Genomic DNA, 25,759 nt, shown 5'->3' on the forward strand with positions numbered 1-25,759 from the left:
GAGGGACAAGGTCAACCATCCCACTGGTTGACCTTTTGGAGCTTATTCTCTAGGGGCAGATAGATGACTGCCAGTTTGAGTTCTTTCTTTGCCGCCATGCTTGCTTGATATTAGGGTAAGTAGGGGAACTTTCACAATACTCAGAAAACCGGCGACATAAATCAGCTTATGCCGCGTCGTTTCAGAGTACGTGCTTGGTCGAAAGCACAGTGAATAAATATTTTATACGTAACGTCTGTTACTTAGAGTACGTACTTAGCCGAAAGTTGGATGTAATCAGAGTTGGCACTGTCAGTGGCAGAGATATCCGCATCATAGTTGCCGAATTCAACGCCCACGCTTAACTGCTTGTTAAGCTGCTGGATCAGGTTGACGCCATAGTGATTGCGATCTGAATCAGCATTCACACCATTGAAATCTTCAACTTCAGCGTGACCGTAGTAAACACTAGAGCGCAAGTCGTCAGTCCAGAAGTGGCGATAAGCGACGGTATAGGCTTGCGTTGCTAGTAAGTCACCACTGCCATCAGCATTGACCTTGTCACCAGGGTTGTGGCCAGGTGAAATATAACGACCTGCAGCGCCCGCGTTGTAGGCGAAGCGGAAGTCATCTTTACCGAAGGTATTAATTTTACCGCTTATGCTGTAAGCAAACTGAGTGCCGTCGGCATTACCAGCTACACCATTGTCATCGAAGGTGCGAGCCAGCGCTGCAACCGCTACTTGGCCAAAATCACCTTTGTACGTATAACGCGCCACGGCATCGGGAATACTTTGGTTGGAATCGGTAGCATTGGCTGGGTTTTCTAATGCCAGTTCTAGACCACCATTGGTATAACGGATCTGGGTTTGACGAATGAATACCTGACCGACGTGCGCTCCACCAAAGTCCAGTGCATCAGCGATAGAAGCCAGTGGCATAAAGGTTGACCATGTCTGGCCGACTTTCCAGTTCTTGTAAGCAATAAAGGCATGACGCATACGCGGTGTGTATGAGTTAGAAACGAGTGCGTTACCGCCACCACCGTAGAAATCATACTCGAGGAATCCAGTCACTTCGCCATGAGTGAACTTTACGTTGAAACGCGATTCTTTGGCCTGGAGGCTGGTTTGATTGGTATCTGGCGCGCTGGTACTGGTACCAATCCAGTAGTCACGATAAGCCTGGTCGCCACTGACATTACGCAAGTCTGCTTTGAAGTAGCCGCCGAAGGTTAACTTCGAGCTATCGTCGATTTGAATTTCATAGCCAGCGAAAGAAGATGCTGAGAAAAATGCAGCTACCACTAACGCCGTTTTAGTTATTCTATTCATCAAGGTGCCTTATTTGGATTTGTTGATCAGTTGGTTGTTGTTTGTCTTGAGCGGTGATATAGGATCAGATGCCCGGCAAACTTATGGTTTATCTGGGGCTACCATATGGCTTTATAGAGGCTTTTTTTATCCGTGTTTGCACCTAAGACGACTAAGGGTTTACCCGTAGAAATGCCGGTTTTCCTATGTTCAGGCTTGCCTTTTTTTGAGGTGGGTAACGGATGGTTAATATTTTTAACAAATAAATACAGTCAGTTACAGGCTTGTTTCTCGTGTGTGAGTTAACTGATCTTCAGGGGTAATTCTAGGCAGCTGGGGATATGATGTAGATCAACTTTGTAACGATTAGTCGTGAAATGTGTTACCTGTGGGTGAAGGAGAGGTCACAAGATCGGATTAAGAGAGCGAAGCGAATAAGGTCAAATATTATTGTAGATGCGGCCGTGACTATCAATGAAAAGGGCACCATGACTGAGCCTACTGGAATTGTGCTTGGGGTGTGTCACGAAAATCTCTGTAGCTGTACAGCGGTGTCATCATCGACATTGTTTTTCTAATATCGCTATTTAGCAAATGGTTTAGGTGAAAATATCTGTGTTTGTATTCGGTCTAATTTACTTGATGGCAAAGGATACTAGGGGAAACTCTTGAAGAGGTCTCTACATAGAGTAAGCGCATGAGGCTGCGTTAGGGCTGAAAGTAAAAAAGGGCACAGAAAGGTGCCCTTTGTAATGCAATACTGGTTTTAATGCCGCTTAGTCAACAGCGTAACCGTTTACAGCAAGTGCTTGACCATCAAGCTGTGCTATACCATTAACCATCTGCAATCGGTTCTGGCTAAACCATTTTACAACGAGTGGATAGATAGCATGTTCTTGTTCGTGGACACGACCTGCCAGGACCTCAACAGAATCATCTTCATAAACAGGGACATTGGCTTGCAAAATAACCGGACCTGAATCTAGCTCTGGTGTCACAAAATGCACACTCGCGCCATGTTCAGTATCTTTTGCGTCAATGGCGCGTTGATGCGTATTCAAGCCGGTATATTTGGGCAAGAGAGAAGGGTGGATATTAATCATCTTCCCTTCAAAGCGCATGACAAAATCATCACTCAATATGCGCATAAAGCCAGCCAAGACAACTAAGTCTGGTTGATACTTTGCTATCGCACTAAAAAGTCTTTCGTCATATTCAGGTCTGGTTTCGCCTTCATGAGCGATGACGCAGCTGGTATCAATTTCATTCTGGTGAGCACGTATCAATCCAAAAGCGTCAGGTTTATTACTAATGACGCCAACAACTTCTGCTTGTACGTTATCATCACAACCATCAATAATGGCCTGTAGATTACTGCCATTCCCAGAAATTAATACTAAAACGCGACAGCTCTCAGACATTACAAGATCTCCACTTGCTCTTCGTCACCGTTACGCTTAGCAATGTTACCGAGCAGCCATGCGTTTTCGCCTTCGGCATTCAGTAGCTCAAGTGCTGAGTCTACTTTATCGGCTGGAAGTGCGATAACCATGCCTACGCCACAGTTGAATGTACGGTACATTTCAAATTCTGCAATGTTGCCTTTTTCCATCAACCAGTCAAAAATAGCAGGCCACTGCCAAGAGTCACTTTTAACCACAGCTTTGCAATCTTCTGGTAAAACGCGTGGGATATTTTCCCAGAATCCGCCACCAGTGATGTGCGACATTGCATGAACGTCTGACTGTTCAATCAACTTTAGCAGTGATTTTACATAAATTTTTGTTGGTTCTAGCAAATGGTCAATTAGCGGCTTTCCAGCAAGTTCTTGCTCTGGATCTGCTTTGCTGACTTCTAATACCTTGCGGATTAGAGAGAAACCATTTGAGTGAGGACCGCTTGAAGCGAGAGCGATAAGTGCATCACCATCTTGCACCTTAGTGCCGTCAATGATGTCAGCTTTTTCAACAACACCGACGCAGAAACCAGCTAGGTCGTAATCGTCGCCTTCATACATACCTGGCATTTCAGCAGTTTCACCGCCAATGAGTGCACAACCAGATTGTACGCAGCCTTCAGCAATACCTTTCACTACTGCGGTAGCAACTTCAACATCGAGTTTGCCTGTGGCGTAATAATCGAGGAAGAATAACGGCTCAGCACCTGAAACGATTAAGTCGTTTGAGCACATGGCAACGAGGTCAATGCCGACGTTATCATGCTTTTTATAGTCAATAGCAAGGCGCAGCTTAGTGCCAACACCATCAGTACCAGAAACCAGTACTGGATGCTTATACTTAGTTGGTAACTCACAAAGTGCACCAAAACCACCTAGGTTGCCCATAACTTCTGGACGACGAGTACGTTTAACGGCTGACTTGATGTTGTTAACTAGTGCATTTCCGGCATCAATATCAACGCCTGCATCTTTATAGCTTAGTGGGGTAGTAGGAGTGCTCACGGTGATCCTCTCGGGTACGGGTAGATCATTATAGGATTTTATGCGGCGCTATTCTAACAGTTTGTGAGTAGCCTCGAAAGCTTAGTTTTTCAATAAAGTTCGCGACAGAGGTCACGATTTAACGTCTTTTTAAAACTTTAAGTTTTCCTATGCGAACAAATCTACTAGAATCGTTGAAATTTACCGTAAAAAATACGTTAGAAAATTAGGAGAACAAGATGAAAGTCGTTGAAGTTAAGCATCCTTTGGTTCGTCATAAAATTGGATTAATGCGTAAAGGTGACGTGAGCACTAAGCGCTTTCGTGAGCTAGCGGCGGAAGTCGGGAGCCTACTGACGTATGAGGCAACGGCTGACTTCGAAACTGAGAAAGTCACTATCGAAGGTTGGAATGGTCCTGTTGAAGTTGAACAGATAAAAGGCAAGAAGGTCACTGTCGTGCCAATCTTGCGTGCCGGCCTTGGCATGATGGACGGTGTACTAGAGCATGTACCTAGTGCACGTATTTCAGTTGTTGGTATGTACCGCGATGAGACAACACTTGAGCCAGTGCCTTATTTTGAAAAGCTAGCCAGTGATATGCCTTCACGTATCGCGTTGGTCGTTGACCCAATGCTAGCCACTGGCGGTTCAATGATCTCAACCATTGATCTGCTTAAAGCCCGTGGTTGCACTGCTATCAAAGCCCTTGTGCTTGTGGCAGCGCCTGAAGGCGTTGCAGCACTTGAAAAAGCCCATCCAGATATTGAACTGTATACAGCCTCTATTGATGACTGCTTAAACGAGCAGGGCTATATTTTGCCTGGTCTTGGTGATGCGGGTGATAAGATTTTTGGTACTAAGTAAACTCTATATTTAAAGAACGCATTGATTAGGCTGTTGATAAAAAGCCACTAGCAATAAGAAAGGGAGCCAATAGGCTCCCTTTTTGTTGGGCGTTTTTTGACTAAAGCACCATAGCTGCAATCCAACCAAACACTAACAGCGGAATATTGTAGTGAATGAATGTTGGAATAACACTGTCTCTAATATGGTCGTGCTGTCCATCAGCATTGAGACCTGCTGTCGGGCCTAAGGTTGAATCAGACGCGGGTGAACCGGCATCACCAAGCGCTGCCGCTGTGCCGACGAGGGCAATCGTTGCGGCAACAGAGAAACCAAAAGTCATTGCTAACGGCACGTAGATAGTAGCAATAATCGGAATAGTTGAGAAAGATGAGCCGATCCCCATGGTAATAAACAGTCCCACCAGTAACATTAAGAAGGCGGCCAGTGCTTTATTATCACCGATAATGTCGCTAAGAGAGGTTACTAAAGTACTGACATCACCCGTTTCTTTAACCACTGCAGCAAAACCTGCGGCAGAGATCATGATAAAGCCGATATTGGCCATCATGCGCACGCCTTGGTTAAATACATCTTGGTCGGCAACATGTTTAAGTGCCCCTGAGAAGCTAAAGATAATAAAGCCGATGAGTGCACCAAAAATCATTGAACCGGTATAGAGCTGAGTGACAAGCGTGGCGACAATAGCAATCATCGCGATGGCGATATTACGCTTATTGACACCTTCCTCCGGCTCTGCAATGAGGATGAGCTCCTCTTTATATTCTCTTGGTTTTCTGTAAGTGATAAATACAGCAATCAATAGACCGGTAATCATGCCTAACGCCGGGAGTAACATTGCCTGTGGGATTTGAGAACGAACCGCTTCTAATCCATTATTGTTAAGATTGGCTAGCAATATATCGTTGAGGAAAATGCCACCAAAACCCACAGGTAATATCATATAGGTGGTTACTAGGCCAAATGTCAGCACACAAGCAACCAAACGTCTATCGAGCGACAGCTTTGACATTAAGTGTAATAAAGGCGGGATCAAAATAGGAATGAAGGCAATATGAATAGGCAAAATATTCTGTGATGATATTGCCATCGTCAAAATGGCGAATAGCAGCGCCCAACGGACTTTTTTGATGTTCTGGCTAGATTGTTCCTTACCTAGAGCGCCAATCATTTTTCGAGAGATAAGCGTGGTTAACCCAGAATGAGATAAGGCTACCGCGAAAGCGCCAAGCAGTGCATAACTCAGAGCAATTTGAGCGCCTCCGCCTAGACCGGTATTAAAGGCATCAACGGTTTGTTGTAACCCCATCCCGCCCACTAAGCCTGCAACGAGTGCGCTAATGGTAAGAGCGATAACTACATTTACTCGTGCAAGGCTTAAGCCCAGCATTAAGCAAACGGCAATGACGACAGCGTTCATAATATGGTTAATCTTTTTCTTATATTTAAAGTTGTGGCTATTTTTGCCTGTTAACAGCGCTGATGTCCAGTACCAGCGTGCTATATATTGATTTCAATGTGAGTTGTTAGATCACTGTAGCCTTAATTGCGCACAAAGTGTAAATATCATCACCGTGAATAAGGGTATGCTGACGGCATATTGCGCAGTTAACACGATAATGATTTAAAAAGGTGATATTGATCTCAAATAGCTTGTGTGTCGTAAAACACTGCCTATAATGCCTTTAGATTTAAAACGAACCAGCGTTTTTAGCAATCCATAGATGGAGAAATAAAATGAGTGTATTAGTAGGCCGTCCGGCTCCTGATTTTACTGCAGCTGCGGTACTTGGTAATGGTGAAATTGTAGATACCTTTAACTTGTCTGAAGCAATCAAGGGTAAGCCAACCGTCTTATTCTTCTACCCACTAGACTTTACATTTGTATGTCCTTCAGAGTTGATCGCTTTCGATCACCGTATGGACGAGTTCAAAAAACGTGGCGTTGAAGTTATCGGTGTCTCTATCGATTCTCAGTTTACTCATAACGCATGGCGCAACACTCCTATCGACAAAGGTGGTATTGGCCAAGTTCAGTACACTTTGGTTGCAGATGTTAAGCACGAAATCTGTAAAGCATACGATGTTGAGCATCCAGAAGCCGGTGTTGCATTCCGTGGTTCTTTCCTAATCGACAAAGAAGGTCAAGTTCGTCACCAAGTGGTTAACGATCTTCCATTAGGTCGTAACGTTGATGAAATGCTGCGTATGGTCGATGCACTTCAATTCCACGAAGAGCATGGTGATGTTTGTCCAGCTGGTTGGGAAAAAGGCGATAAAGGCATGGACGCAACGACAGAAGGTGTTGCTTCTTACCTAAGTGACAACGCAGATAAGCTATAATATTTGCGTTTAGTTGTTGAATGAAAGCCGCGTTTAAACGCGGCTTTTTTGTGTCTGCGGTTTGTTGCTAATACATTCGTGCATTAGGCACGTTAACCTATTAAGCAGTGCTTTTACTTTGATCAAAAGAAAGGTCGTGGCGCTTTGCCCATTCTGTAGTAAAGAGTCGGGTAAAAAGGACTGCTTTTCTGATATGAATGGATTCACGAATGCCGCGATGGCATGGTTAATGATGTTCCCTACATCAATGATTCCGATTGCGGGAAGAGCATGCGCTGCGAGCTTTTTGGTGTTTATAGCTAACTGTCTTACTGCTTCCTCGACGCTGATAAGCAATCACTTTTCTTAATACCTATCGTCATGATTGCCATAAGTGTGCGTTTCCCCCGACCATAGACAGCGCTCACGTGAGCGGACTCACAGCTTCAACAATTAGTGAATTAAACATCACTACATAAGCAATAACGATAGTAAAATCTTCTTCCGCAGGGAAAAGCAGTACCAAAACTCCTAATAAGCTTCACCTGAACGTCTCAAAGCATCCTTATCCAGTTTGGGATGGTTTGCTCCATCGCTTCATATAAAGGTTATTTATGGTTTTTGTTGAATTGTTCGTGGTCCTCGCGTTTATCTATCTTGGTGCTCGGATTGGTGGCATCGGTATTGGTTTGGCAGGCGGAGCAGGTGTCTTGGTTCTGTCGTTATTTTTGGGTGTCGACACGGGACACATTCCGGTAGATGTGATTCTCATCATTATGTCGGTAATTGCGGCCATTGCTGCGATGCAAGTCGCCGGCGGCCTAGAGTGGCTAGTTGATCTATCAGAGACCTTCCTGCGCAAGAACCCTAAACGTATCACTTTCTACGCGCCTATCGTAACCTATTTTATGACTCTGTTGGCAGGCACCGGCCATACGGCATTTTCAACACTACCGGTTATCGCCGAGGTGGCTAAAGAGCAAGGTATAAGACCATCGAGGCCACTTGGGATCTCGGTTGTCGCCTCACAGATAGCCATTACCGCTTCGCCGATATCGGCTGCGGTGGTCTTTTTTTCCGGGATTTTAGAACCTCTTGGCGTGGGTTATCTGACTCTGCTAGCAATCTGTATCCCCACGACTTTTATTGCCTGTATGGCCGGGGCTTTCGTCTCAAATTTTTTAGGCTGTGAGTTGAAAGATGATCCGGTTTATCAGGCACGTCTTCAAAAAGGGTTAGTTAAACTAAAGGGTCAAACTCAAAGGGATATTCTCCCGACGGCCAAACCCGCCACCTATATTTTTATCACGGCCATTGTCTGCGTCATTGTTTATGCCACCATTATCTCAGACACGGTCAATCTTATTCCAAACCCATCTCTGGGTCGCAATGAAGCGATCATGGTGTTTATGCTTTCGGCGGCGACCGCGATTGTGACATTCACCAAAATAGACGCCTCTGAGATTGCTAATGCTGCGACCTTTAAATCGGGGATGAGCGCCTGTATCTGTGTGTTAGGTGTTGCTTGGCTGGGAGACACCTTCGTGTCTAGTCATATTGACGACATTAAAGCACTCTCAGCAGATGTGCTTAATCAGTATCCGTGGATGCTTGCTGTTACCCTGTTTTTTGCCTCGATGCTGCTCTATTCACAAGGGGCGACGACAATGGCACTGATGCCAGCAGCCTTAGCCATTGGCGTGGCTCCCATAACGGCTATCGCCTCATTTGCTGCCGTGAGTGCCTTGTTTGTATTACCTACGTATCCGACACTGTTAGCCGCGGTGCAGATGGATGATACCGGTTCAACGCGTATCGGAAATATGGTTTTTAACCATCCATTCCTTATTCCAGGATTAGTCACCATATCAACTTCTGTGGGCTTGGGGTTTATCATCGGCGGGATGATTCTTTAATGAGGGAATAGCGTGAGAAAGTATGGTTAAGGGGTCAGTTCAAAACTGGCCGCTGATGTTGGAAAAATCATTCTTTATGGATACACTTACTCATCATATAAAATTAATCAATGCGAATGCCTCAAGCGATAATCTGGCTTACAGTCAGTTTCCAATCTATTGAAGACGTTATTCATCATAAGTTAAAGAACAAAGCTGCGAACCGTCAAAGCTCATTACCGACAGGGTGTTGTTGTGCAGTACGCCATAACTGGCAGCGTGACCGCCGCGAGGCATGGTGACAGAACCGGGGTTAAACTCGATAAGGTCATCATGTTGTGCAGCAACGGGAACATGAGTATGACCAGAAGCGATGATATCACCACGACACAAGCGTGGATGGTTAGCAATGTTATAAAGATGACCATGAGTCAAAAACAGACGACGCCCATTAGGAAGCAGCACCAGATTATAGTCAGACATTATGGGGAAATCGAGCAGAACCTGATCGACTTCACTGTCGCAGTTTCCTCTTACGGCGATGATTCTATCACCGTAACCATTCAGTAAATTTGCCACCTCGATCGGCGCATAGCCAGCAGGGAGCGTATTTCTGGGGCCGGGGTTCAATATATCCCCTAATAATATCAGGTGTTTGGCGTCGCTTTGTTCGAATGCGGCGATCATTTTCTGAGTGCTATCGAAGCAGCCATGAAGATCGGAGGCAAAAAAGAGTTCCATAAGAGATGCACCATAAAAAAACAGGAATGAAATATTACGCCTATTCCCCCCCTTTTGCTATGAGCTAACCCGCTACAATCCTCAACCTCGAGAATATAAGCCTCTCCTGTAAAACCACTTATCCTTAATCTCTTGGTTGCTTCGCCTTATTACTGTTAGACAGGTTAAGGCCTCAGAGTATTTGTTCTCGCTTAATTTAATCGATTTTTCAGCTAGACATGTCCAGAGGCAAAGAATGCTTAACGACATCCGAACACTAATAGCCTATATAGGGTGTATTAGGGACCTCTATTGCCCTTGACTGAACAAGTCATAACAAATGTAATGGTCACTCGCTCACGACGCCGATGAAGTGCTGATAGCCGTCAGGGCCTATATACCTAGCTGCTGCACACCATGCCATTGAAAGTGGTTATTGGGTTTTTTACTCACAATACCCTCATTAAACAACCGGCTAAATATCTGATCCACTTCATCTGTAGAGATATTGAGGTATTTACTGACCGCGCGCTTACTGCAATTGACCTGATTTGCCGTTAAGGCATCAATAGCCATTTCATAAGCGCTTTTTGACATCATGGGCGAAGTACTGACATCTTCAACCTCACTGGAATAGTGTATCGAACTGACTTGATGTGGTTCGAAATTACTGAGAAGGTCCGGAGCCTTCAGTTCCTGAATAGAGAATGCATCGATGGTGATAGGCTTGGTGTGGCGGAACTGGTATTTGAATCGATTTTCTTCCCCTATTAATCCGACAAAGAATGCAGCAAAAAAATCGAGGAGTACTGAGAGAAAAATTACTAAGCTTAATTGAGCTGTCTGAGTCGATACATTCAAGGCGTTGGCCAGACTATCGATCAAGCCAATGACCGAACCTTGGCTTATCAGCGGCAGGCTGTCTCGCTCCATCGCTAAGTGCTGCTGCTCGCTCCGAAGTTTATCGTTCTCTTTTTGAATACGCATAACCCCAGTTGCAATAAGTTCCATCTGAATGTATTTCTTAGCCGCTACGTTATTAAGCTCGATCTGCTTCTCTATTGAGTCAATCTGCATGTTGTAAGCGTTTACTTTACTTTGATGAACATTAGCATGCTCCTGAGCCTTGTTAGTGGCACTGTTTATTCCCCCCACTGAACCACCGATCGAGATGACGGCCAGTACAGCATAGAAGACCAAGGCCAATATCATCCCACTATAGTTTCGTCGAGCTTGACGTTCGCCCACTTCATACCAAGCAAAGAATTTACCCAACTCAAAAATCACTGCAAGCGAGCCAAACATAACCTGCATAAATGGATCATCATCGATGGATAAAAATAACAACATAGAGAACACGATTGAGGCGATGATGGATGCCCCTGTAAAGCTATAAACGCTCCACATGGCAAAATTCCCTTTCGGGTATCTAACGGCTGGATTTTCGGTGTAAAACATAACGGACTTCTTTATCGGTGAGCGGTGAGCTCAAAACCTGTCAACGGGATCGTCAGGCAAAAATGGTGCGTAAGGATATATCATAAAAACGGTTATGCCCTTATAAAACATAGCCTACCAAGTGTTCCTGCTGAAATTTCACACGCCAATTGTGTAAGTGTTCAAAAGGTGTTCAGCCGCTGCTTATTAAGCATTCACTCATAAGTAAACCTGAGGTCTTACATTGATGATTTGCAGGTTAAACAGGTCGATTGATTAAGCTGCCCATTTATATTGAATGGGCAAAATAACTATTTGCAGTGGCATTGTTAATTTGACCTAATTAGAGAGACTGACTCAACAGTCTCTATAGCATTTTCTAGCTTTACCCTATTTATCGTAATGTGAATAGGGAGGTTTAGCTTTCAAACCTACTGTGTCATCCTCAGCCCTCAATTGCACTGGGGAACTACAATTTGTTTCTTTGACAAGCATTTGGCTATGCCGCACTTATGACCAAACTATATTGTGACTATAGGCTAGGTTATCGGCTGCTATGAGTGAACAGCGTCCCCGACACCATCAAATCCAAGTCATAAAAAAAGCCGCATTATTTGCGGCCTTTTAATGTAGCAATGAAAGCAGACTCTATGACTCTGGCTTAGAGTTGGACTCAGCTTCTGATTCCACTTCAACTTCAACTTCAGCTTCTGAATCTGAGGCTGAGGCTGTTTCATCGGCAATATATGGCCAGCCGCCTAGAGACTTCCAACGGTTGACGATTAAACAGAATAGTTCTGCTGTGCGTTCTGTGTCATATAACGCTGAGTGTGCTTCTCTATTATCAAACGGAATACCCGCCATGGCGCAGGCTTTTGCCAGCACAGTTTGGCCGATGGCAAGGCCTGCGAGTGCGGCTGTGTCAAACGTGGCAAAAGGATGGAAAGGCGTACGTTTTAGACCATTACGCTCGATGGCTTGGCTGACAAAACCATGATCGAAAGCGGCATTATGGGCAACAATAATACTGCGATGACATCCAGATGCTTTCTGTGCTTTTTTGACTTCTTTGAAAATTTCTAAAAAAGCTTCTTTCTCACTCACGGCGCCGCGAAGCGGGTTAGTGGGGTCAATACCGTTGAATGCTAACGCTTCGGGTTCTAGGTTAGACCCTTCAAACGGCTCAATGTGATAATGCAGCGTCTTATCTAATCCGATTACGCCGTCGTCATCCATCTTTAACATAGTGACTGCAATTTCTAATAGCGCGTCGGTCTTTGAATTGAACCCGGCTGTTTCAACATCGATAACCACTGGAAAATATCCTCTAAAGCGGTTTTTCAATTTGTTGGGGTCGAAAGTGTCAGTCATTAAATTTTCCAAAAAGTTAGCAGGTGCCTATTATGGGGCAACTGATAATGACTGTCATGTGCGTTTGGTCATTTTATACGCTAAAGAAAGATAATATTGTGCCGATAGAGTGTAGTGACTCAATTATAGAGGTTAGTTTTATGCGGCTTAGCGTTCTTTTTGCAACATTAATATGCTTACCATTTTTTGCCAGTGCTGATTTAAAGCAATATGTAGCTTCATTAGAAGAGTCGCAGTGGCGTGTGAGCGGCAATAATCCGGTAATGTGCCGTCTTGAGCACGATATTCCTGCCTACGGTAAAGCGGTATTTACCAGCATTGCCGGTAAAGATCATAATCTGAACTTTACGCTGGATATGTGGGTTAAACCTGATCAAGTTACGCAGGCAACATTAATGAGTATGGCGCCGGCATGGCGACCTGGAGTTGTATCAAAAGAGATCACTGAGCTCACCTATCAAAAGTACTTTAGTGGCGAAGTACCGCGCAATGCTGCATGGTCAATGTTGGCTGAACTTGAAAGCGGTATGCAGCCCACGTTTTATTATGCTGATTGGTACAACGAGACCAATAAAATTGCAGTGGGTTTGTCGGCGGTAAACTTTAGACGGCAATACGCGCAATTTAAATCGTGCTTATCGACACTATTACCATACTCTTTTGAAGATATTGCTTTTACGGTATTAACTTATGAGTCAGGCGGCACCGAGTTAACGCGTTACGCTAAATCACAAATTAGTAAGGTACAAGAGTATTTAGCCTATGATCAAAATGTTGATCTAGTCTTAATCGATGCTTACACCGACAGCTATGGTGGACGCAGTGTAAATGAAAAGGTGTCGGTGCAGCGTGCTGACTCCGTTAAAGATTTGTTTGTTGCTAGTGGTATACCACAAAGTCGTATTCACACAGTAGGTCATGGTGAGCGCAGACATGTGGCATCAAACCTGACTATTAATGAGCGCGCAAGAAACCGCAGAGTAGTGATTAGAATAAGTAAGCCGCTCTAAGCGCTTCGCTCATCCAAGCTACAATGATAGGCCCTGTATATATTGCAGGGCTTTTTTGTGATTTAGGCTTTGGTAAAAATAAGATAAAAAAAAGCCCGCTTACATTAGCAAGCGGGCTGCAAAAATATTTGATTTGCAATCAACAAATTGAAGGAAGGAAGTCAAGCTAAGAACCAGGGATGTAACTTCCGTGGATAACCACCAAAGTTTAGAGTTCTTTGTTTTCAAATCTGCTAGGCAGACACTTCCTGAAAACGAGGTGAATTATAGAGCGAGATTAGTAAACTGACAAACTAGAATAATTGAACTTAAACATTAGTTTTACTAATGAATTAAAATTGTTTAGATGGTAACTATATAGGCTTAAACACTGTTTTTTGAGTGCTTAATCACGTTTTATGCATAACTTAACATAATATATAATTAATCTATGTTGCAAGATTGATAATGAATAATGAGTGGCATAAGGTCAGCTTAGGCGATAACAAACTTTTGCGCTGTTTTTTATTAGTTTGTATAGTGCATCTTGAAAATGGCTATTTATGCCAACTTAATAAAAAAGCTTACCTAGTCAGGCTGTTCTGTTGTGCTACGGATAAGTGAATCAGGGATACAAATAATGCGAATTAATTCTTTTTTTGCCAAAAGACAGTTATTGGCTATCGGATTAGGGCTTGCCATCGTCGGATGCCAATCTCAATCTGTTGAAGAGTCACAGGAAAAAGCTGTTATAGCGGACCAAGATAGTGTCATTGAAACCATTCATGGTGTTCAGGTTGCCGATCCTTACCGCTTTTTAGAAGTTGAGTCAGATAAAACCCATCAATGGGTGAAGCAGCAACAGCAAGACGGTAAAGCTTACTTAGGGGCGATTGAAAACAAACAAGCGATTGTTGATCGTATTACTGAACTGTGGAACTTTGAAAAAATTTCAGCACCAAATGAAAAGGGCACTAACACCTTTTACTATCGCAATAATGGCCTGCAAGCACAGTCTGTTTTATTTGTGAAAGATGCAAAGGGTAACGAGAAAGTGTTATTGGACCCAAATACGTTTTCATCTGACGGTACAATTGCACTGTCGGGTACGTCGGTAAGTGATGATGGTAATACATTAGCATACGGTGTTTCTAAATCAGGTTCGGATTGGCAAACCTGGCACTTTGTCGATATTGCGAGCGGAAAAAAGTTAACTGATCAGCTAGATTGGATAAAGTTTTCCAGCGCGGTATGGAATAGTGAAAACACTGGCGTCTATTACGCTCGCTATGATGCTCCCAAAGGGGGAAATGCGCTCGCCGATGTTAACTTTAACCAGAAAGTGTATTTTCATAAAATAGGCAGCAGTCAGGCAGAAGACACCTTGGTATATGAAAGACCACAAAATAAAGATTGGGGTTTTGGGATTGAAGTGACAGATAAAGGCGATTACCTGCTGCTTTATATCTCTCAGGGGACAGACAGTCGTAATCGATTTTTTTATAAGTCATTAAAAGAGCCACAAGCCGAGATGGTTGAACTTATCCCTGACTTGGAAGCGGAATACAGCTTTATTGGTAATGATAAATCGACGTTCTACTTTAAGACCGATTATCACGCGCCAAATGGTAAAGTGATTGCTATTGATGTGAATAAAAGCAGCAAGGATAATTGGAAAACGATTATTCCTGAGCTTAAAGATCCAATAAGTAATATTGCTATCGTTAATGATCACATTGTTGTGAGCTACCTGCATGACGTTCTGGGTAAATTAACGATTTACAGCATGAATGGCGACAAGCGCCAAGATGTTGCTTTACCGGGGAAAGGAAAGATAGCTGGGCCTTATGGTAAACGTAGTAAAGATTACTTCTACTATGTCTTTAATAGTTACATTCAACCGCAAACCACCTATAAGTTTGATTTCAAAACAGGTAAGTCGACACTTTATTCAAAGCCTACTGTCTCATTTGACCCTGAAAATTACACATCAGAGCAAGTTTTTTATACCAGTAAAGACGGTACAAAAGTGCCAATGATGATCTCATACAAGAAGGGGATTAAGAAAGACGGCAACAATCCAACCTTGCTTTATGCCTATGGTGGGTTTGCTATTTCACTCACCCCGCGCTTTAGTCCTGCCAATATTGCTTGGATGGATATGGGCGGTGTTTATGCGGTGCCTAACCTTCGTGGTGGCGCTGAATACGGTGAAAGCTGGCACCAAGCTGGCATGTTCGACAAAAAGCAGAATGTATTTGACGATTATTACGCTGCGGCCGAGTATCTGATCAGTGAGAAGTATACCAATAGTACTAAGCTTGGTGCTTATGGTCGTAGCAATGGTGGTTTATTGATGGGCGCGGCATTAACTCAGCGTCCTGAGCTTTTTGCGGCAGTGCTGCCAGCGGTAGGTGTGTTGGATATGCTACGTTTTCAAAAGTTCACCATTGGCTGGGCTTGGACCAGTGAATATGGCAGTGCAGATAACGCAGAACAATTCCCTGCACTTTATGCTTATTCGCCATATCACAATGTAACAGCACAGTCTTATCCTGCCACTATGGTGATGACAGCAGATCATGATGATCGGGTTGTACCACTGCATAGCTTTAAGTTTGGTGCCATGATGCAAGAGAAACAACAAGGCGATGCGCCAGTTATCATGCGCATAGAGTCAAAAGCGGGTCACGGTGCGGGTAAACCAACGGCAATGAAGATTGATGAGTTTGCTGATATTTATAGTTTCTTATGGCATAACTTTGGGTTAAATGTGCCAGCGAAAATCGCACAATAAGTTTTGATTTCGGTTTATTAAAAAGGGAAGCTCAGGCTTCCCTTTCTTTTGCCTGAAAATGATACCCAAGCCCACTTCGTTGTCGCATTCGCTTAATTAGGGAATAACGGGCAATGCGCCGTGAATTGAATTGGCGCAACATCTCTGCAACGCGCATTTTTAAGCCGTTTGGGTACAGAGGTAATAATTCGTTAAGATTATTAACAAAATTTTATGAAGAAGCGGTTGGGTTATCACATATCGCCATTCACAATTGCATATTGGCTAGGTATAGTAGGCCTCTTATTTTATCTCATTAAATGGCGATATCATTATATGTTTCGTTGGCCTATTTCCGTTTATTACGAAGATACTGATGCTGGTGGCGTTGTTTATCACGCAAATTATTTAAAGTTTTTTGAGCGTGCACGAACTGAATGGTTAAGGGCGATGGGTGTGAGTCAAACTGCACTACTTGCCGATGATATAGCTTTTGTTGTAAAGCGTGCCGCACTGGATTTTTGTAAAGCTGCGCGTTTTGAACAGAACCTTATGGTCGAAACCGAGGTCATACAACTTAAGAAAGCGTCGTTGGTGTTTAAACAGCGTTTAATTGATGAACAGGGCGTTACGTATTGCGAGGCTGAAATCTTAGTCGCCTGTGTCGCATTATCGCGTATGAGACCCCGAGCCATTCCCCAACATATTGCCCAGGAGTTTAACGGTGGAAGCTGATATTTCTTTTATTGGATTATTTTTACAAGCAAGTCTTTTAGTTAAATTTGTTATGTTGACCTTGCTTAGTTTGTCCATTGCCTCATGGGCAGTGATTATTCAACGTCGTAAATTATTGGCGGCAACAAAAAGCGAAGCGCTAAAGTTTGAAGATAAATTTTGGTCAGGTGTTGATCTTAATAAACTCTATCAAGAGCTTTCTGCTCGTCAGGATCGGAACGTAGGTCTTGAAGCATTGTTTGTGACTGGTTTTAAAGAATACTCACGTTTGAGCAAATTAAACGGACGAGTACCTGAAGCGATTATGGATGGTAGCTACCGTGCCATGCGAGTGTCTCTTTCTCGTGAAATGGAAAAACTCGAAACTCATTTACCTCTATTAGCAACCATAGGCTCAACGAGTCCTTATATTGGGCTGTTTGGTACGGTTTGGGGGATCATGAACTCCTTTATCGCCCTCGGTGCGGTTGAAAACGCCACGCTTGCCATGGTCGCGCCCGGTATTGCAGAAGCATTGATTGCCACCGCAATGGGCCTATTTGCGGCTATACCGGCTGTTATTGCGTATAACCGCTTCTCAACTCAAGTGGATAAGATTGAAATGTCTTACGCCAACTTTATGGAAGAGTTCTCCAGTATTTTGCATCGCCAAGCATACAGCGAGAAGGAACAGGCATAATGCATCAAGGCTACCAAAGGAAGCGCCGTCGTCCAGTCGCTGAAATTAACGTGGTGCCCTATATCGATGTGATGTTGGTACTATTGATTATTTTTATGGTGACAGCCCCGATTGTAACTCAGGGGGTTAAGGTTGATCTGCCGCAAGGTGCTGCGGAATCTTTACCGGCAGATAGTAAGCCGCCAATCGTTGCGTCAATCGATGCTATGGGCGAGTACTACCTGGATGTGGGCAGCTCGAGTACCAAAGAGGTGCTTGAACTTGAAGAGGTTGCTACTCGAATTGGCGCTATTATTCAATTAGAGCCTGAACGTCCTGTTGTTGTTAAAGCTGACCGCAGCATTGCTTATGAAAAAGTGATCCAGTTGATGGTGACACTGCAAGGGGCTGGCGTACCGTCTGTTGGTTTGATGACCGATTCGCCGGAGGATAAGTAGTGGCGACTAAATCTGATTTAACCCTTCCAGTATCAATTTCAGCTGGGATTCATATTGGCGTGATAGTTATTTTAGCCTTAGGAATCGATTTTTCCGAAAAACCTAAACCCCAGCCTCAAGCCAGTGCCCCCGCTGTGCAGGCGGTGGTGATTGATCAGCGAAAAGTGGCCGAGCATGTTGAAAAGTTAAAAGCGCAGAAGCGTGAAGCTGAACGTAAAGAGAAAGCGCGTCAAGATAATGCGGATAAGCGTGTACGTGATGCCAGAAAAGAGCGCGAGCGCGAACAAGCACAAATTAAAAAGTTAGAGAAGCAACGTAAGCAAAAAGAGATTGAAACAAAAAATGCTAATGACGCAGCCAAAGCCGCCAAGTTAAAGCAGAAACAAGAAAACGAGAAAGCGGTAAAGGCTGAAGCAGATCGTAAGCAAAAAGATAAAGAGCGTAAGGCATCTGAAGAGGCTGCGAAAAAAGCGGCTGATAAGCGTAAAGCAGAAGAAGCCAAGGCTAAAAAAGCAGAAGATGAACGTAAGCGTAAAGCGGAAGCAGAGCGTAAACGTAAAGCAGAAGAGCAAGCCAGGCGACAGCAAGAACAGATGATGCAAGATGCATTGGCTGCAGAGCAGGTGGCACTGTCGCAAACGCGGAATAAACAGGTCACGAGTGAAGTTCAGCGTTATACCTCAATGATTAGAGCGACGATTCAGCGCAATTTAGTGGTTGATGAATCTATGCGAGGGAAAAGCTGCAAAGTCTTTATTCGTTTAGCCAATGATGGTTTTGTTACTGCAAGTAGGATTTTGGACGGAGATAGCGTTGTATGCCGAGCCACTAAGGCGGCAATCAACAAAGCTGGCCGTTTGCCAGTGTCGAATGAGCCTGATGTATATAACAAGCTAAAAGAAATTAATTTAACAGTTCAACCCGAGTTTGATTAAAGGAGTCACATGAAGATTTTTGGGAAATGGTTACTGGTAAGCCTGCTAATTTGTAGCATGCCTGCTAAAGCGGCATTAGATATCGTTATTACCGAAGGGGTTGATGCTGCAAGACCGATAGCCGTTATTCCTTTTGTTTGGCAAGGTACTGGCCCTATGCCGTCACAGATCTCTGATATTGTTATGTCAGATTTAGCACGTAGTGGCACATTCAGCCCATCAGATGAGTTAAGCCTACCGCAACGTAATATCAGTACGTTGGCGCAATTTGATGCTAAAGCCTGGATGGCACAGCCTGCTGAAGCGGTCGTCATGGGATCAGTCAAGCCTTATGGCGCTGATAAATACCTGGTGAGTTTTGAGTTAATCGACTTGGTAAAAGCACAATTACAATCCGATATGGGTCCACAATCTGCAAAAGAGCTGGTGATTGATAGTCGCGAAACAGTGATTAGCGCAGAACAGTTTAGGCAGTATGGACATCGTATTAGTGATGTGGTTTACGAGAAGTTGACGGGTATTCGTGGTGCATTTCTGACACGTATTGCTTATGTCGTTGTCAAACATGGCGAAAAATCTCCTTATCAGTTGATGATCTCCGATTATGATGGCTATAACGAGCAGATGTTGTTACGTTCACCAGAGCCATTGATGTCACCTTCATGGTCCCCTGATGGGCAGGAATTAGCCTATGTCAGTTTTGAGAACCGTAAAGCTGAAGTGTTCGTGCAAAATATTTATACGCAGGCGCGTAAAAAAGTCACCAGCTTTAACGGTATTAATGGTGCGCCTGTGTTCTCGCCTGATGGGAAAAAATTGGCCGTAACGCTTTCAAAAGATGGTCAGCCTGATATTTATGTGGTTGATATTGCAACGAGTGCACTAAAGCGAGTCACCAATCATTACGCTATTGATACAGAGCCTTCTTGGTTTCCAGACGGTAAGTCATTACTACTTACTTCCGAGCGTGGCGGACGCCCTCAGCTATACAGAGTCTTTTTGGATTCAGGTAAGATTTCTCGCTTAACGTTCGAAGGTGAGTGGAACCTCGGGGGGTCGATTGCACCCGATGGACGCAGCATTATTTTTGTAAATCGGACTAATGGTAAATACAATATTGCAAGAATGGATCTTGAAACACGATTTATGCAAGTTTTGACGAGTACACGACTCGACGAATCCCCAAGCCTAGCACCCAACGGTACTATGGTAATTTACGGAACAACATACCAAGGTAAACAAGTATTGGCCGCAGTTTCTATGGATGGGCGATTTAAAGCCCGATTACCTGCCGGTCAAGGTGAAGTGAAATCACCTTCTTGGTCACCATTTCTATAACTATAAAGATTAAGGATTTTAAAATGGATCTGAATAAGCTATTTAAAGCCATGTTAGTCGTACTTCCTATTATGGCTATCAGTGCCTGTAGCTCGACTTCTGAGTCTGAAACAGATGCAACTAGCTCTACTGGAACATCAACAAGTGAATCTGCTAACAATGGTGTTGAAACTGGCGGTGTAGCGCCAGTACTAACACCACAAGAGCAGCAGCAGCTTAAGTTTCAAGAACTAAGAAAAGAACACATCATCTATTTTGATTTTGATCGTAGTTCAGTTTCTCAGCAATTTGCTGAAGTGTTAGAAGCACATGGTGATTATCTTGTTGAACATCCAAATGTTCGAGTCATGATTGAAGGTCATGCAGATGAGCGCGGCACGCCTGAGTATAATATTGCACTAGGCGAACGTCGTGCTAAAGCTGTTGCAAAATATCTACAAGGCATGGGTGTACAGCCTAGCCAAATGAGTATTGTTAGCTATGGCGAAGAAAAGCCAATGGACCTAACTCGTTCTGATGAGGGTTTTGCTATAAACCGTCGCGCAGTACTTGTATATTAATTTTCGGTAAAAGGTTTACCCTATGAAATACGCCGTGATATCAGCGGCAATCATCCTAGCGAGTGCGGCTCATGCTGCACCTGCACCAGTTGAGGATGTTGCTGGTGGCTCTTCAGACGACAGAGTGGCTCGTCTAGAGCGAATTGTAAAAGCTAAACAGCAAACTGAATTTGCTATGCAGCAACGTTTAGAAACTTTGCAACAAGAAGTCCTCGACTTGCGTGGATTAAGTGAGCAACAGTCTTATCAAATTGAGCAGATGCTGCAAAGGCAACGTCAGCTTTATGAAGATATTGCTAATATCTCAAGTAAGCCTGCGGTACCTATAGTAGCAAGTAGTAATAGTTCTTCGACTGCAAGTTCAAGCCTGGGCGAGACTGCCAGTTATGAGCAAGCTGTAAATTTAGTGCTGAAAGAGAAAAAGTACGAAGCTGCCATTCCAGCATTTGCCCAGTTTATAGAAAAATATCCAAATTCTAGCTATGCTCCTAATGCTAATTACTGGTTAGGTCAGCTACTTTATAATAAGAGTGAGTTTGTTAGCGCGGCTAAAGCGTTTACAACCGTGGTTGATAAATTCAAAGATTCCGGTAAGCGCGGTGAGAGTTTAGTCAAGCTGGGAATGATTTCTGAGAAGACTGGCGATAAAGCAAAAGCGAAAGCCTATTATCAGAAAGTTGTTAAGGAATATGCCAACAGTGCCGCGGCGCGTATTGCACAGCAGCAACTTTCAGCACTTTGATGACGATTTATTCAAAAAACAATCTCTTAGGCTGTTTTTCATGCAAACGATAAAAAATGATAAATTTGCGCTTGCATGAGCAAATGAAAAAGGTATTATAGGCGCCCTCAGAGAGACACCGTCTTTCGGGGGTATCTAAACGAATTATTTAGTTAATCTAAATTAAGCGTTAAAGATACTAGCAATACCAGAAAGGGCCGTTAGCTCAGTTGGTAGAGCAGTTGGCTTTTAACCAATTGGTCGAAGGTTCGAATCCTTCACGGCCCACCACTTCTGAGGTGGATTTGCTTCAAGGCAAATGAATTCAGAAAAGCAATACCAGAAAGGGCTGTTAGCTCAGTTGGTAGAGCAGTTGGCTTTTAACCAATTGGTCGAAGGTTCGAATCCTTCACAGCCCACCACTTCTGAGGTGGATTTGCTTCAAAGCAGATGAATTCAGAAAATGTAATATCAGCAATACCAGAAAGGGCCGTTAGCTCAGTTGGTAGAGCAGTTGGCTTTTAACCAATTGGTCGAAGGTTCGAATCCTTCACGGCCCACCACTTCTGAGGTGGATTTGCTTCAAGGCAAATGAATTCAGAAAAGCAATACCAGAAAGGGCTGTTAGCTCAGTTGGTAGAGCAGTTGGCTTTTAACCAATTGGTCGAAGGTTCGAATCCTTCACAGCCCACCACTTCTGAAGTGGATTTGCTTCAAAGCAGATGAATTCAGAAAATGTAATATCAGCAATACCAGAAAGGGCTGTTAGCTCAGTTGGTAGAGCAGTTGGCTTTTAACCAATTGGTCGAAGGTTCGAATCCTTCACAGCCCACCACTTCTGAAGTGGATTTGCTTCAAAGCAGATGAATTCAGAAAATGTAATATCAGCAATACCAGAAAGGGCCGTTAGCTCAGTTTCTTGTAGAAACAGACAGTTGGCTTTAACTAATGATAGTTAGTTATTTACTTGGATATATCAGCAATACCAGAAAGGGCTGTTAGCTCAGTTGGTAGAGCAGTTGGCTTTTAACCAATTGGTCGAAGGTTCGAATCCTTCACAGCCCACCACTTCTCCAGGTGGTAAAATGGAGACGGTAAAGATAGGTTAGCTCAGTTGATGCTTTGAATAAGAGCACAGTTGGCTTTACTCTTAACTACCACATTGGTCGAAGGTTCGAATCCTTCACAGCCCACCACTTCTGAAGTGGATTTGCTTAAAAGCAGATGAATTCAGAAAATGTAATATCAGCAATACCAGAAAGGGCTGTTAGCTCAGTTGGTAGAGCAGTTGGCTTTTAACCAATTGGTCGAAGGTTCGAATCCTTCACAGCCCACCACTTCTCCAGGTGGTAAAATGGAGACGGTAAAGATAGGTTAGCTCAGTTGATGCTTTGAATAAGAGCACAGTGGCTTTACTCTTAACTACCACATTGGTCGAAGGTTTGAATCCTTCAGGGCCCACCACTTCTCTTAGTGAATAAATATTAGAGACGTTAGTAAAAGAATCAGTTGCTGCATCTTAATAAAGTACGCAGTTAGCTTTACTCTTAACCACCATGTTGTTCGAATCCCTCACGACCCATCACTTCTTTGTTCAAATCATATAAATCAATTTTAAATTCTTTATTTCAGCTCCTATTTCAATTGTTCACTTCAAGCCAGTATTTATCCTAGCGACACTCAGCATTCATAAAAGTAATAACGATTAAGTTAGGTTGTGAGCTCTGTTGACACTTGCAGAGTGAATTGGTAGTAGCTTGCTCTTTATTGAGCCATTGCTCGAAAGTTAGAATTCTTCACGACTCAGCACTCTTTGTTTCAATCGTCTATTGAAGCTCTCTGATCAAATGCTCTATTTCAAGTTATACCTTCTAGTCCTACCCCACTAACAACTTCTGATAATTAATAATATTGTTTTGTAACTGTCCTTAAAGTGGCTTGTTTGTCGCTAATAGAAGTAAATTGCTATTTTTTGTTATGATACCAGTTGCATTAAAAGTTTGACCATTCAGCGGGAATTGAAAGCCCTGTAGGCAAGATGGGGATTGCAGCTAATAGTGATTCTCGGCTCTGGCATCCTCGACAATTGCTCCGGCATTAATCTACCTTCGTCCATCCTGAATCTGACCGCCAAGGAGGGTGGAAATGTCTTATTTTGTATGGAACAAAATAGACCGTTTAGTCGTATATCCAAAATCCATAACGAAGCTTAAAGGGCTTTGCCATTTACTTTAAACGTCGCCCGCACTGCGTGAACGGCTCAGACTTTCCACTTCTGCTTTGCATTGGCTTAAAAGGGAATAACCATTTCTTCACCAATGCGACTTGAATTGAAAAGTCTGAGGCGATCTGAATTGGTATTATTCTATGTCTTCGCGTCTAGCTTATTTATTCATCACTAATAAAAGCCAATTTTGCCAATATGACTCCAAAGGGGATCAGTAATTGAAAATACTCCATGTAAAGTGGGAATAAAAATTAACTGAGCTGTTTGGCTATGATTGTTAAGCCAGCAAATGGTCAAAATAGTTCTGGCTCAGTTTTTTCTTTGCTGATAGTCCCGATAGTCCCGATAGTTTCTATTTTGAACATATTTACGTAGGAAATGAGTAAAGTCAAAAATGGGTATTTTAGCTGTTAGCTTTTTATGACAGAGTTTTATGTGACTAAACAACCAATAATGAGTGAGATAGGTAATGAGTCTGCATAAAATTTCACATATTTCATGACAGTGGTATTGCACTTATTTTGCAGGGTATTTAAATTTTAAATATAACATTTTAAGTTGTTGATTATCATTGTTTTATATCTTTTGTTTTCTAAGGCATTTATCTTGCCTCTTATATTTATTCGAATGAAATAATTCGACATTAACACATACTTCTTTTCTAAAAACGCCTCCACTTATTAACACTTTGTATGATTCTTTACTAATATTGGTGGCGTTAGATGCGGATGTGACTAATTGGTTGTATGTATTCTACCTTTGTCTGATAGACCTATTGCCAATGTTGCCTTGATGTTAAGTCGGTCATATTTCGTAAGGATAATAAAAAATATGGGAGAAAGGGAATGAAACAAGCAAAACTAAGCGTTCTTTGCGCAGCAGCTATTGCGACAATGAGCGTCAGTGCATATGCAGAGACAGATTTTAAATTCGGTGGTTATGTAAAAGCTGATGTGATGTTCAGTGACTACAGCAATGGCGCGCCTGATTCTGGAAGCTTATCTCGTCAGTTTTATGTACCAGGAACAATTTATGGTGATCCGAGTAACGGCAAGCAAGTCGTCGATTTTCAAGCAAGAGAATCACGCTTTAACTTTAAATCTTCTACTGATATTGATGGGCATAAGCTCGTTGGGTTTATTGAACTTGATTTTATGACACATACCGATGGCAACGAGCGAGTATCAAATAGTTACTCTCCTCGTATCCGCCAAGCTTTTGTCAGTTTTGACAATTGGGCTGCGGGCCAAATGTGGACTACCTTTCAAAACCCAGGTGCGCTACCTGAGAACTTAGACTTTGTTGGTGCTGCTGAAGGTACGCCGTTCGTGCGTCAAACCATGGTTCGCTACACCAATGGTGGCTTTCAATTCTCCGCAGAGAATCCTGAAACGACGGTGAATAGTTATCGAAGTGATACAGGTGGTAGCAGTCGAATCACCAGCGGCAGCGGCATGGTGCCTGATTTTGTCGCTCGCTATAACATGAAAACAGAAGGCGGCATGGCGTTCACCTTTGCGGGGTTAGCGCGTGAGCTTAATATTGAACAAGATGGTCTAGACACTTCCGAATTTGGTTATGGTGTGAGCTTCACCGGGGTTATTCCTGTTGGGCAGGATGACATTAAGATGTCAGCAACCTACGGTGATGGGCTAGGGCGTTATATGGCACTTAACTATGCTAATGCAGGCGTATTAGATGCTAATGGTGATATTGAGGTTATCAGCTCATACGGTGGCTATATCTCTTACCGTCACTGGTGGAATGATAAATGGCGTACCAGTATCACGGGGTCAGGTTTTAAAGCGGATAATAATGCGAGTTTAACTGGTGGGTCGGTAAATAAAGATTCTTACTCAGGTTACCTCAACCTATTGTACTCACCTGTGAAACCATTAACGGTGGGTGTTGAGTATATGTATGCTAAAAACACCAAAGAAAATGGCCTTGATGGCGAGTTAAATCGAGTGATTTTCTCAATGAAATATGTGCTGTAGTTGATGAGATAAATAGTTAAGT

General features: G+C 43.2%; 20 protein-coding genes and 9 tRNA genes. 22 read left to right on the forward strand and 7 right to left on the reverse strand.

All coding sequences use genetic code 11. The features are described 5' to 3' along the window. Positions 1-242: 242 nt before the first annotated feature. The 3 genes from CXF83_RS10325 to purM form a co-directional block, all read right to left on the reverse strand. Positions 243-1,313: a DcaP family trimeric outer membrane transporter gene (locus CXF83_RS10325; protein WP_101089682.1), complete on the reverse strand. Its 1,071-nt coding sequence runs from the start codon at positions 1,311-1,313 to the stop codon at positions 243-245. A gap of 755 nt (positions 1,314-2,068) precedes the next feature. After that, complete coding sequence (gene purN / locus CXF83_RS10330) at positions 2,069-2,713, reverse strand: phosphoribosylglycinamide formyltransferase (protein WP_101089683.1); 645 nt, start codon at positions 2,711-2,713, stop codon at positions 2,069-2,071. Then, complete coding sequence (gene purM / locus CXF83_RS10335) at positions 2,713-3,753, reverse strand: phosphoribosylformylglycinamidine cyclo-ligase (RefSeq protein ID WP_101089684.1); 1,041 nt, start codon at positions 3,751-3,753, stop codon at positions 2,713-2,715. Before purM ends, purN begins: the two co-directional genes overlap by 1 nt. A 218-nt stretch (positions 3,754-3,971) precedes the next feature. On the opposite strand from purM, the gene upp reads away from it, so the two are divergent. Continuing rightward, a complete protein-coding gene (gene upp / locus CXF83_RS10340; RefSeq protein ID WP_101089685.1) occupies positions 3,972-4,598 on the forward strand; it encodes a uracil phosphoribosyltransferase in 627 nt (208 codons plus the stop codon). A gap of 100 nt (positions 4,599-4,698) precedes the next feature. On the opposite strand, the gene CXF83_RS10345 is transcribed toward upp, so the two are convergent. After that, positions 4,699-6,018 (reverse strand): Na+/H+ antiporter family protein, encoded by a 1,320-nt coding sequence (locus tag CXF83_RS10345; protein WP_101089686.1) that lies wholly within the window; start codon positions 6,016-6,018, stop codon positions 4,699-4,701. A gap of 317 nt (positions 6,019-6,335) precedes the next feature. Here CXF83_RS10345 and CXF83_RS10350 point away from each other — a divergent pair, with 317 nt between their 5' ends. Next, positions 6,336-6,941 carry a peroxiredoxin gene (locus tag CXF83_RS10350; RefSeq protein WP_101089687.1) on the forward strand — a complete coding sequence of 202 codons (606 nt, stop codon included), beginning with the start codon at positions 6,336-6,338 and terminating at the stop codon, positions 6,939-6,941. Positions 6,942-7,534: 593 nt separating this feature from the next. Continuing rightward, entirely contained in the window at positions 7,535-8,836 is a 1,302-nt protein-coding gene (locus CXF83_RS10360) for an anaerobic C4-dicarboxylate transporter (RefSeq protein WP_101089689.1), read from the forward strand. 168 nt (positions 8,837-9,004) lie between these two features. Here the strand turns inward: CXF83_RS10360 and yfcE are convergent, their stop codons facing one another. The 3 genes from yfcE to rnt form a co-directional block, all read right to left on the reverse strand. Further along, complete coding sequence (yfcE, locus tag CXF83_RS10365) at positions 9,005-9,556, reverse strand: phosphodiesterase (RefSeq protein ID WP_101089690.1); 552 nt, start codon at positions 9,554-9,556, stop codon at positions 9,005-9,007. A 372-nt stretch (positions 9,557-9,928) separates the two neighbouring features. After that, positions 9,929-10,993 carry a Preprotein translocase subunit SecY gene (locus CXF83_RS10370; RefSeq protein ID WP_101089691.1) on the reverse strand — a complete coding sequence of 355 codons (1,065 nt, stop codon included), beginning with the start codon at positions 10,991-10,993 and terminating at the stop codon, positions 9,929-9,931. 627 nt (positions 10,994-11,620) lie between these two features. Then, on the reverse strand, positions 11,621-12,343 hold the full coding sequence (gene rnt, locus CXF83_RS10375; RefSeq protein WP_101089692.1) for a ribonuclease T: 723 nt from the start codon (positions 12,341-12,343) through the stop codon (positions 11,621-11,623). Between the two features lie 140 nt (positions 12,344-12,483). Here rnt and CXF83_RS10380 point away from each other — a divergent pair, with 140 nt between their 5' ends. From CXF83_RS10380 to CXF83_RS10460, 19 genes are all read left to right on the forward strand, one after another. After that, on the forward strand, positions 12,484-13,353 hold the full coding sequence (locus tag CXF83_RS10380; protein ID WP_101089758.1) for a flagellar protein MotY: 870 nt from the start codon (positions 12,484-12,486) through the stop codon (positions 13,351-13,353). A 619-nt stretch (positions 13,354-13,972) separates the two neighbouring features. Then, positions 13,973-16,129 (forward strand): prolyl oligopeptidase family serine peptidase, encoded by a 2,157-nt coding sequence (locus CXF83_RS10385; protein ID WP_101089693.1) that lies wholly within the window; start codon positions 13,973-13,975, stop codon positions 16,127-16,129. A 315-nt stretch (positions 16,130-16,444) separates the two neighbouring features. After that, on the forward strand, positions 16,445-16,843 hold the full coding sequence (ybgC, locus tag CXF83_RS10390; protein WP_101089694.1) for a tol-pal system-associated acyl-CoA thioesterase: 399 nt from the start codon (positions 16,445-16,447) through the stop codon (positions 16,841-16,843). After that, complete coding sequence (gene tolQ, locus CXF83_RS10395; RefSeq protein WP_101089695.1) at positions 16,833-17,522, forward strand: protein TolQ; 690 nt, start codon at positions 16,833-16,835, stop codon at positions 17,520-17,522. Before ybgC ends, tolQ begins: the two co-directional genes overlap by 11 nt. Continuing rightward, positions 17,522-17,959 (forward strand): protein TolR, encoded by a 438-nt coding sequence (gene tolR / locus CXF83_RS10400; protein ID WP_101089696.1) that lies wholly within the window; start codon positions 17,522-17,524, stop codon positions 17,957-17,959. The genes tolQ and tolR overlap by 1 nt, the downstream gene beginning before the upstream one ends. Further along, on the forward strand, positions 17,959-18,894 hold the full coding sequence (gene tolA / locus CXF83_RS10405; RefSeq protein WP_101089697.1) for a cell envelope integrity protein TolA: 936 nt from the start codon (positions 17,959-17,961) through the stop codon (positions 18,892-18,894). The genes tolR and tolA overlap by 1 nt, the downstream gene beginning before the upstream one ends. A 9-nt stretch (positions 18,895-18,903) precedes the next feature. Continuing rightward, a complete protein-coding gene (gene tolB, locus CXF83_RS10410) occupies positions 18,904-20,232 on the forward strand; it encodes a Tol-Pal system beta propeller repeat protein TolB (RefSeq protein ID WP_101089698.1) in 1,329 nt (442 codons plus the stop codon). Positions 20,233-20,255: 23 nt separating this feature from the next. After that, positions 20,256-20,792, forward strand: a complete 537-nt coding sequence (gene pal / locus CXF83_RS10415) for a peptidoglycan-associated lipoprotein Pal (RefSeq protein ID WP_101089699.1) — start codon at positions 20,256-20,258, stop codon at positions 20,790-20,792. Between the two features lie 22 nt (positions 20,793-20,814). Then, the gene (gene ybgF / locus CXF83_RS10420) at positions 20,815-21,534 is read left to right on the forward strand and encodes a tol-pal system protein YbgF (protein WP_101089700.1); all 720 of its coding nucleotides are present in this window, start codon (positions 20,815-20,817) and stop codon (positions 21,532-21,534) included. 194 nt (positions 21,535-21,728) lie between these two features. Continuing rightward, positions 21,729-21,804: transfer RNA gene (locus tag CXF83_RS10425), tRNA-Lys, on the forward strand. Between the two features lie 55 nt (positions 21,805-21,859). Then, positions 21,860-21,935: transfer RNA gene (locus CXF83_RS10430), tRNA-Lys, on the forward strand. Positions 21,936-22,000: 65 nt separating this feature from the next. Then, positions 22,001-22,076, forward strand: a tRNA-Lys gene (locus tag CXF83_RS10435). A gap of 55 nt (positions 22,077-22,131) precedes the next feature. Beyond that, positions 22,132-22,207 (forward strand) — tRNA-Lys (locus tag CXF83_RS10440). 65 nt (positions 22,208-22,272) lie between these two features. Then, a tRNA-Lys gene (locus CXF83_RS10445) sits at positions 22,273-22,348 on the forward strand. 157 nt (positions 22,349-22,505) lie between these two features. Continuing rightward, positions 22,506-22,581: transfer RNA gene (locus CXF83_RS10450), tRNA-Lys, on the forward strand. Between the two features lie 35 nt (positions 22,582-22,616). Beyond that, a tRNA-Ser gene (locus tag CXF83_RS22510) sits at positions 22,617-22,709 on the forward strand. A gap of 65 nt (positions 22,710-22,774) precedes the next feature. Further along, positions 22,775-22,850: transfer RNA gene (locus tag CXF83_RS10455), tRNA-Lys, on the forward strand. Between the two features lie 35 nt (positions 22,851-22,885). Beyond that, positions 22,886-22,977 (forward strand) — tRNA-Ser (locus CXF83_RS22515). Positions 22,978-24,585: 1,608 nt separating this feature from the next. Further along, positions 24,586-25,737, forward strand: coding sequence for a DcaP family trimeric outer membrane transporter (locus CXF83_RS10460; RefSeq protein ID WP_101089701.1), 1,152 nt, complete (start codon positions 24,586-24,588; stop codon positions 25,735-25,737). Positions 25,738-25,759 lie beyond the last annotated feature (22 nt).

The organism is Shewanella sp. Choline-02u-19 (assembly GCF_002836205.1).
GTDB lineage: Bacteria > Pseudomonadota > Gammaproteobacteria > Enterobacterales > Shewanellaceae > Shewanella.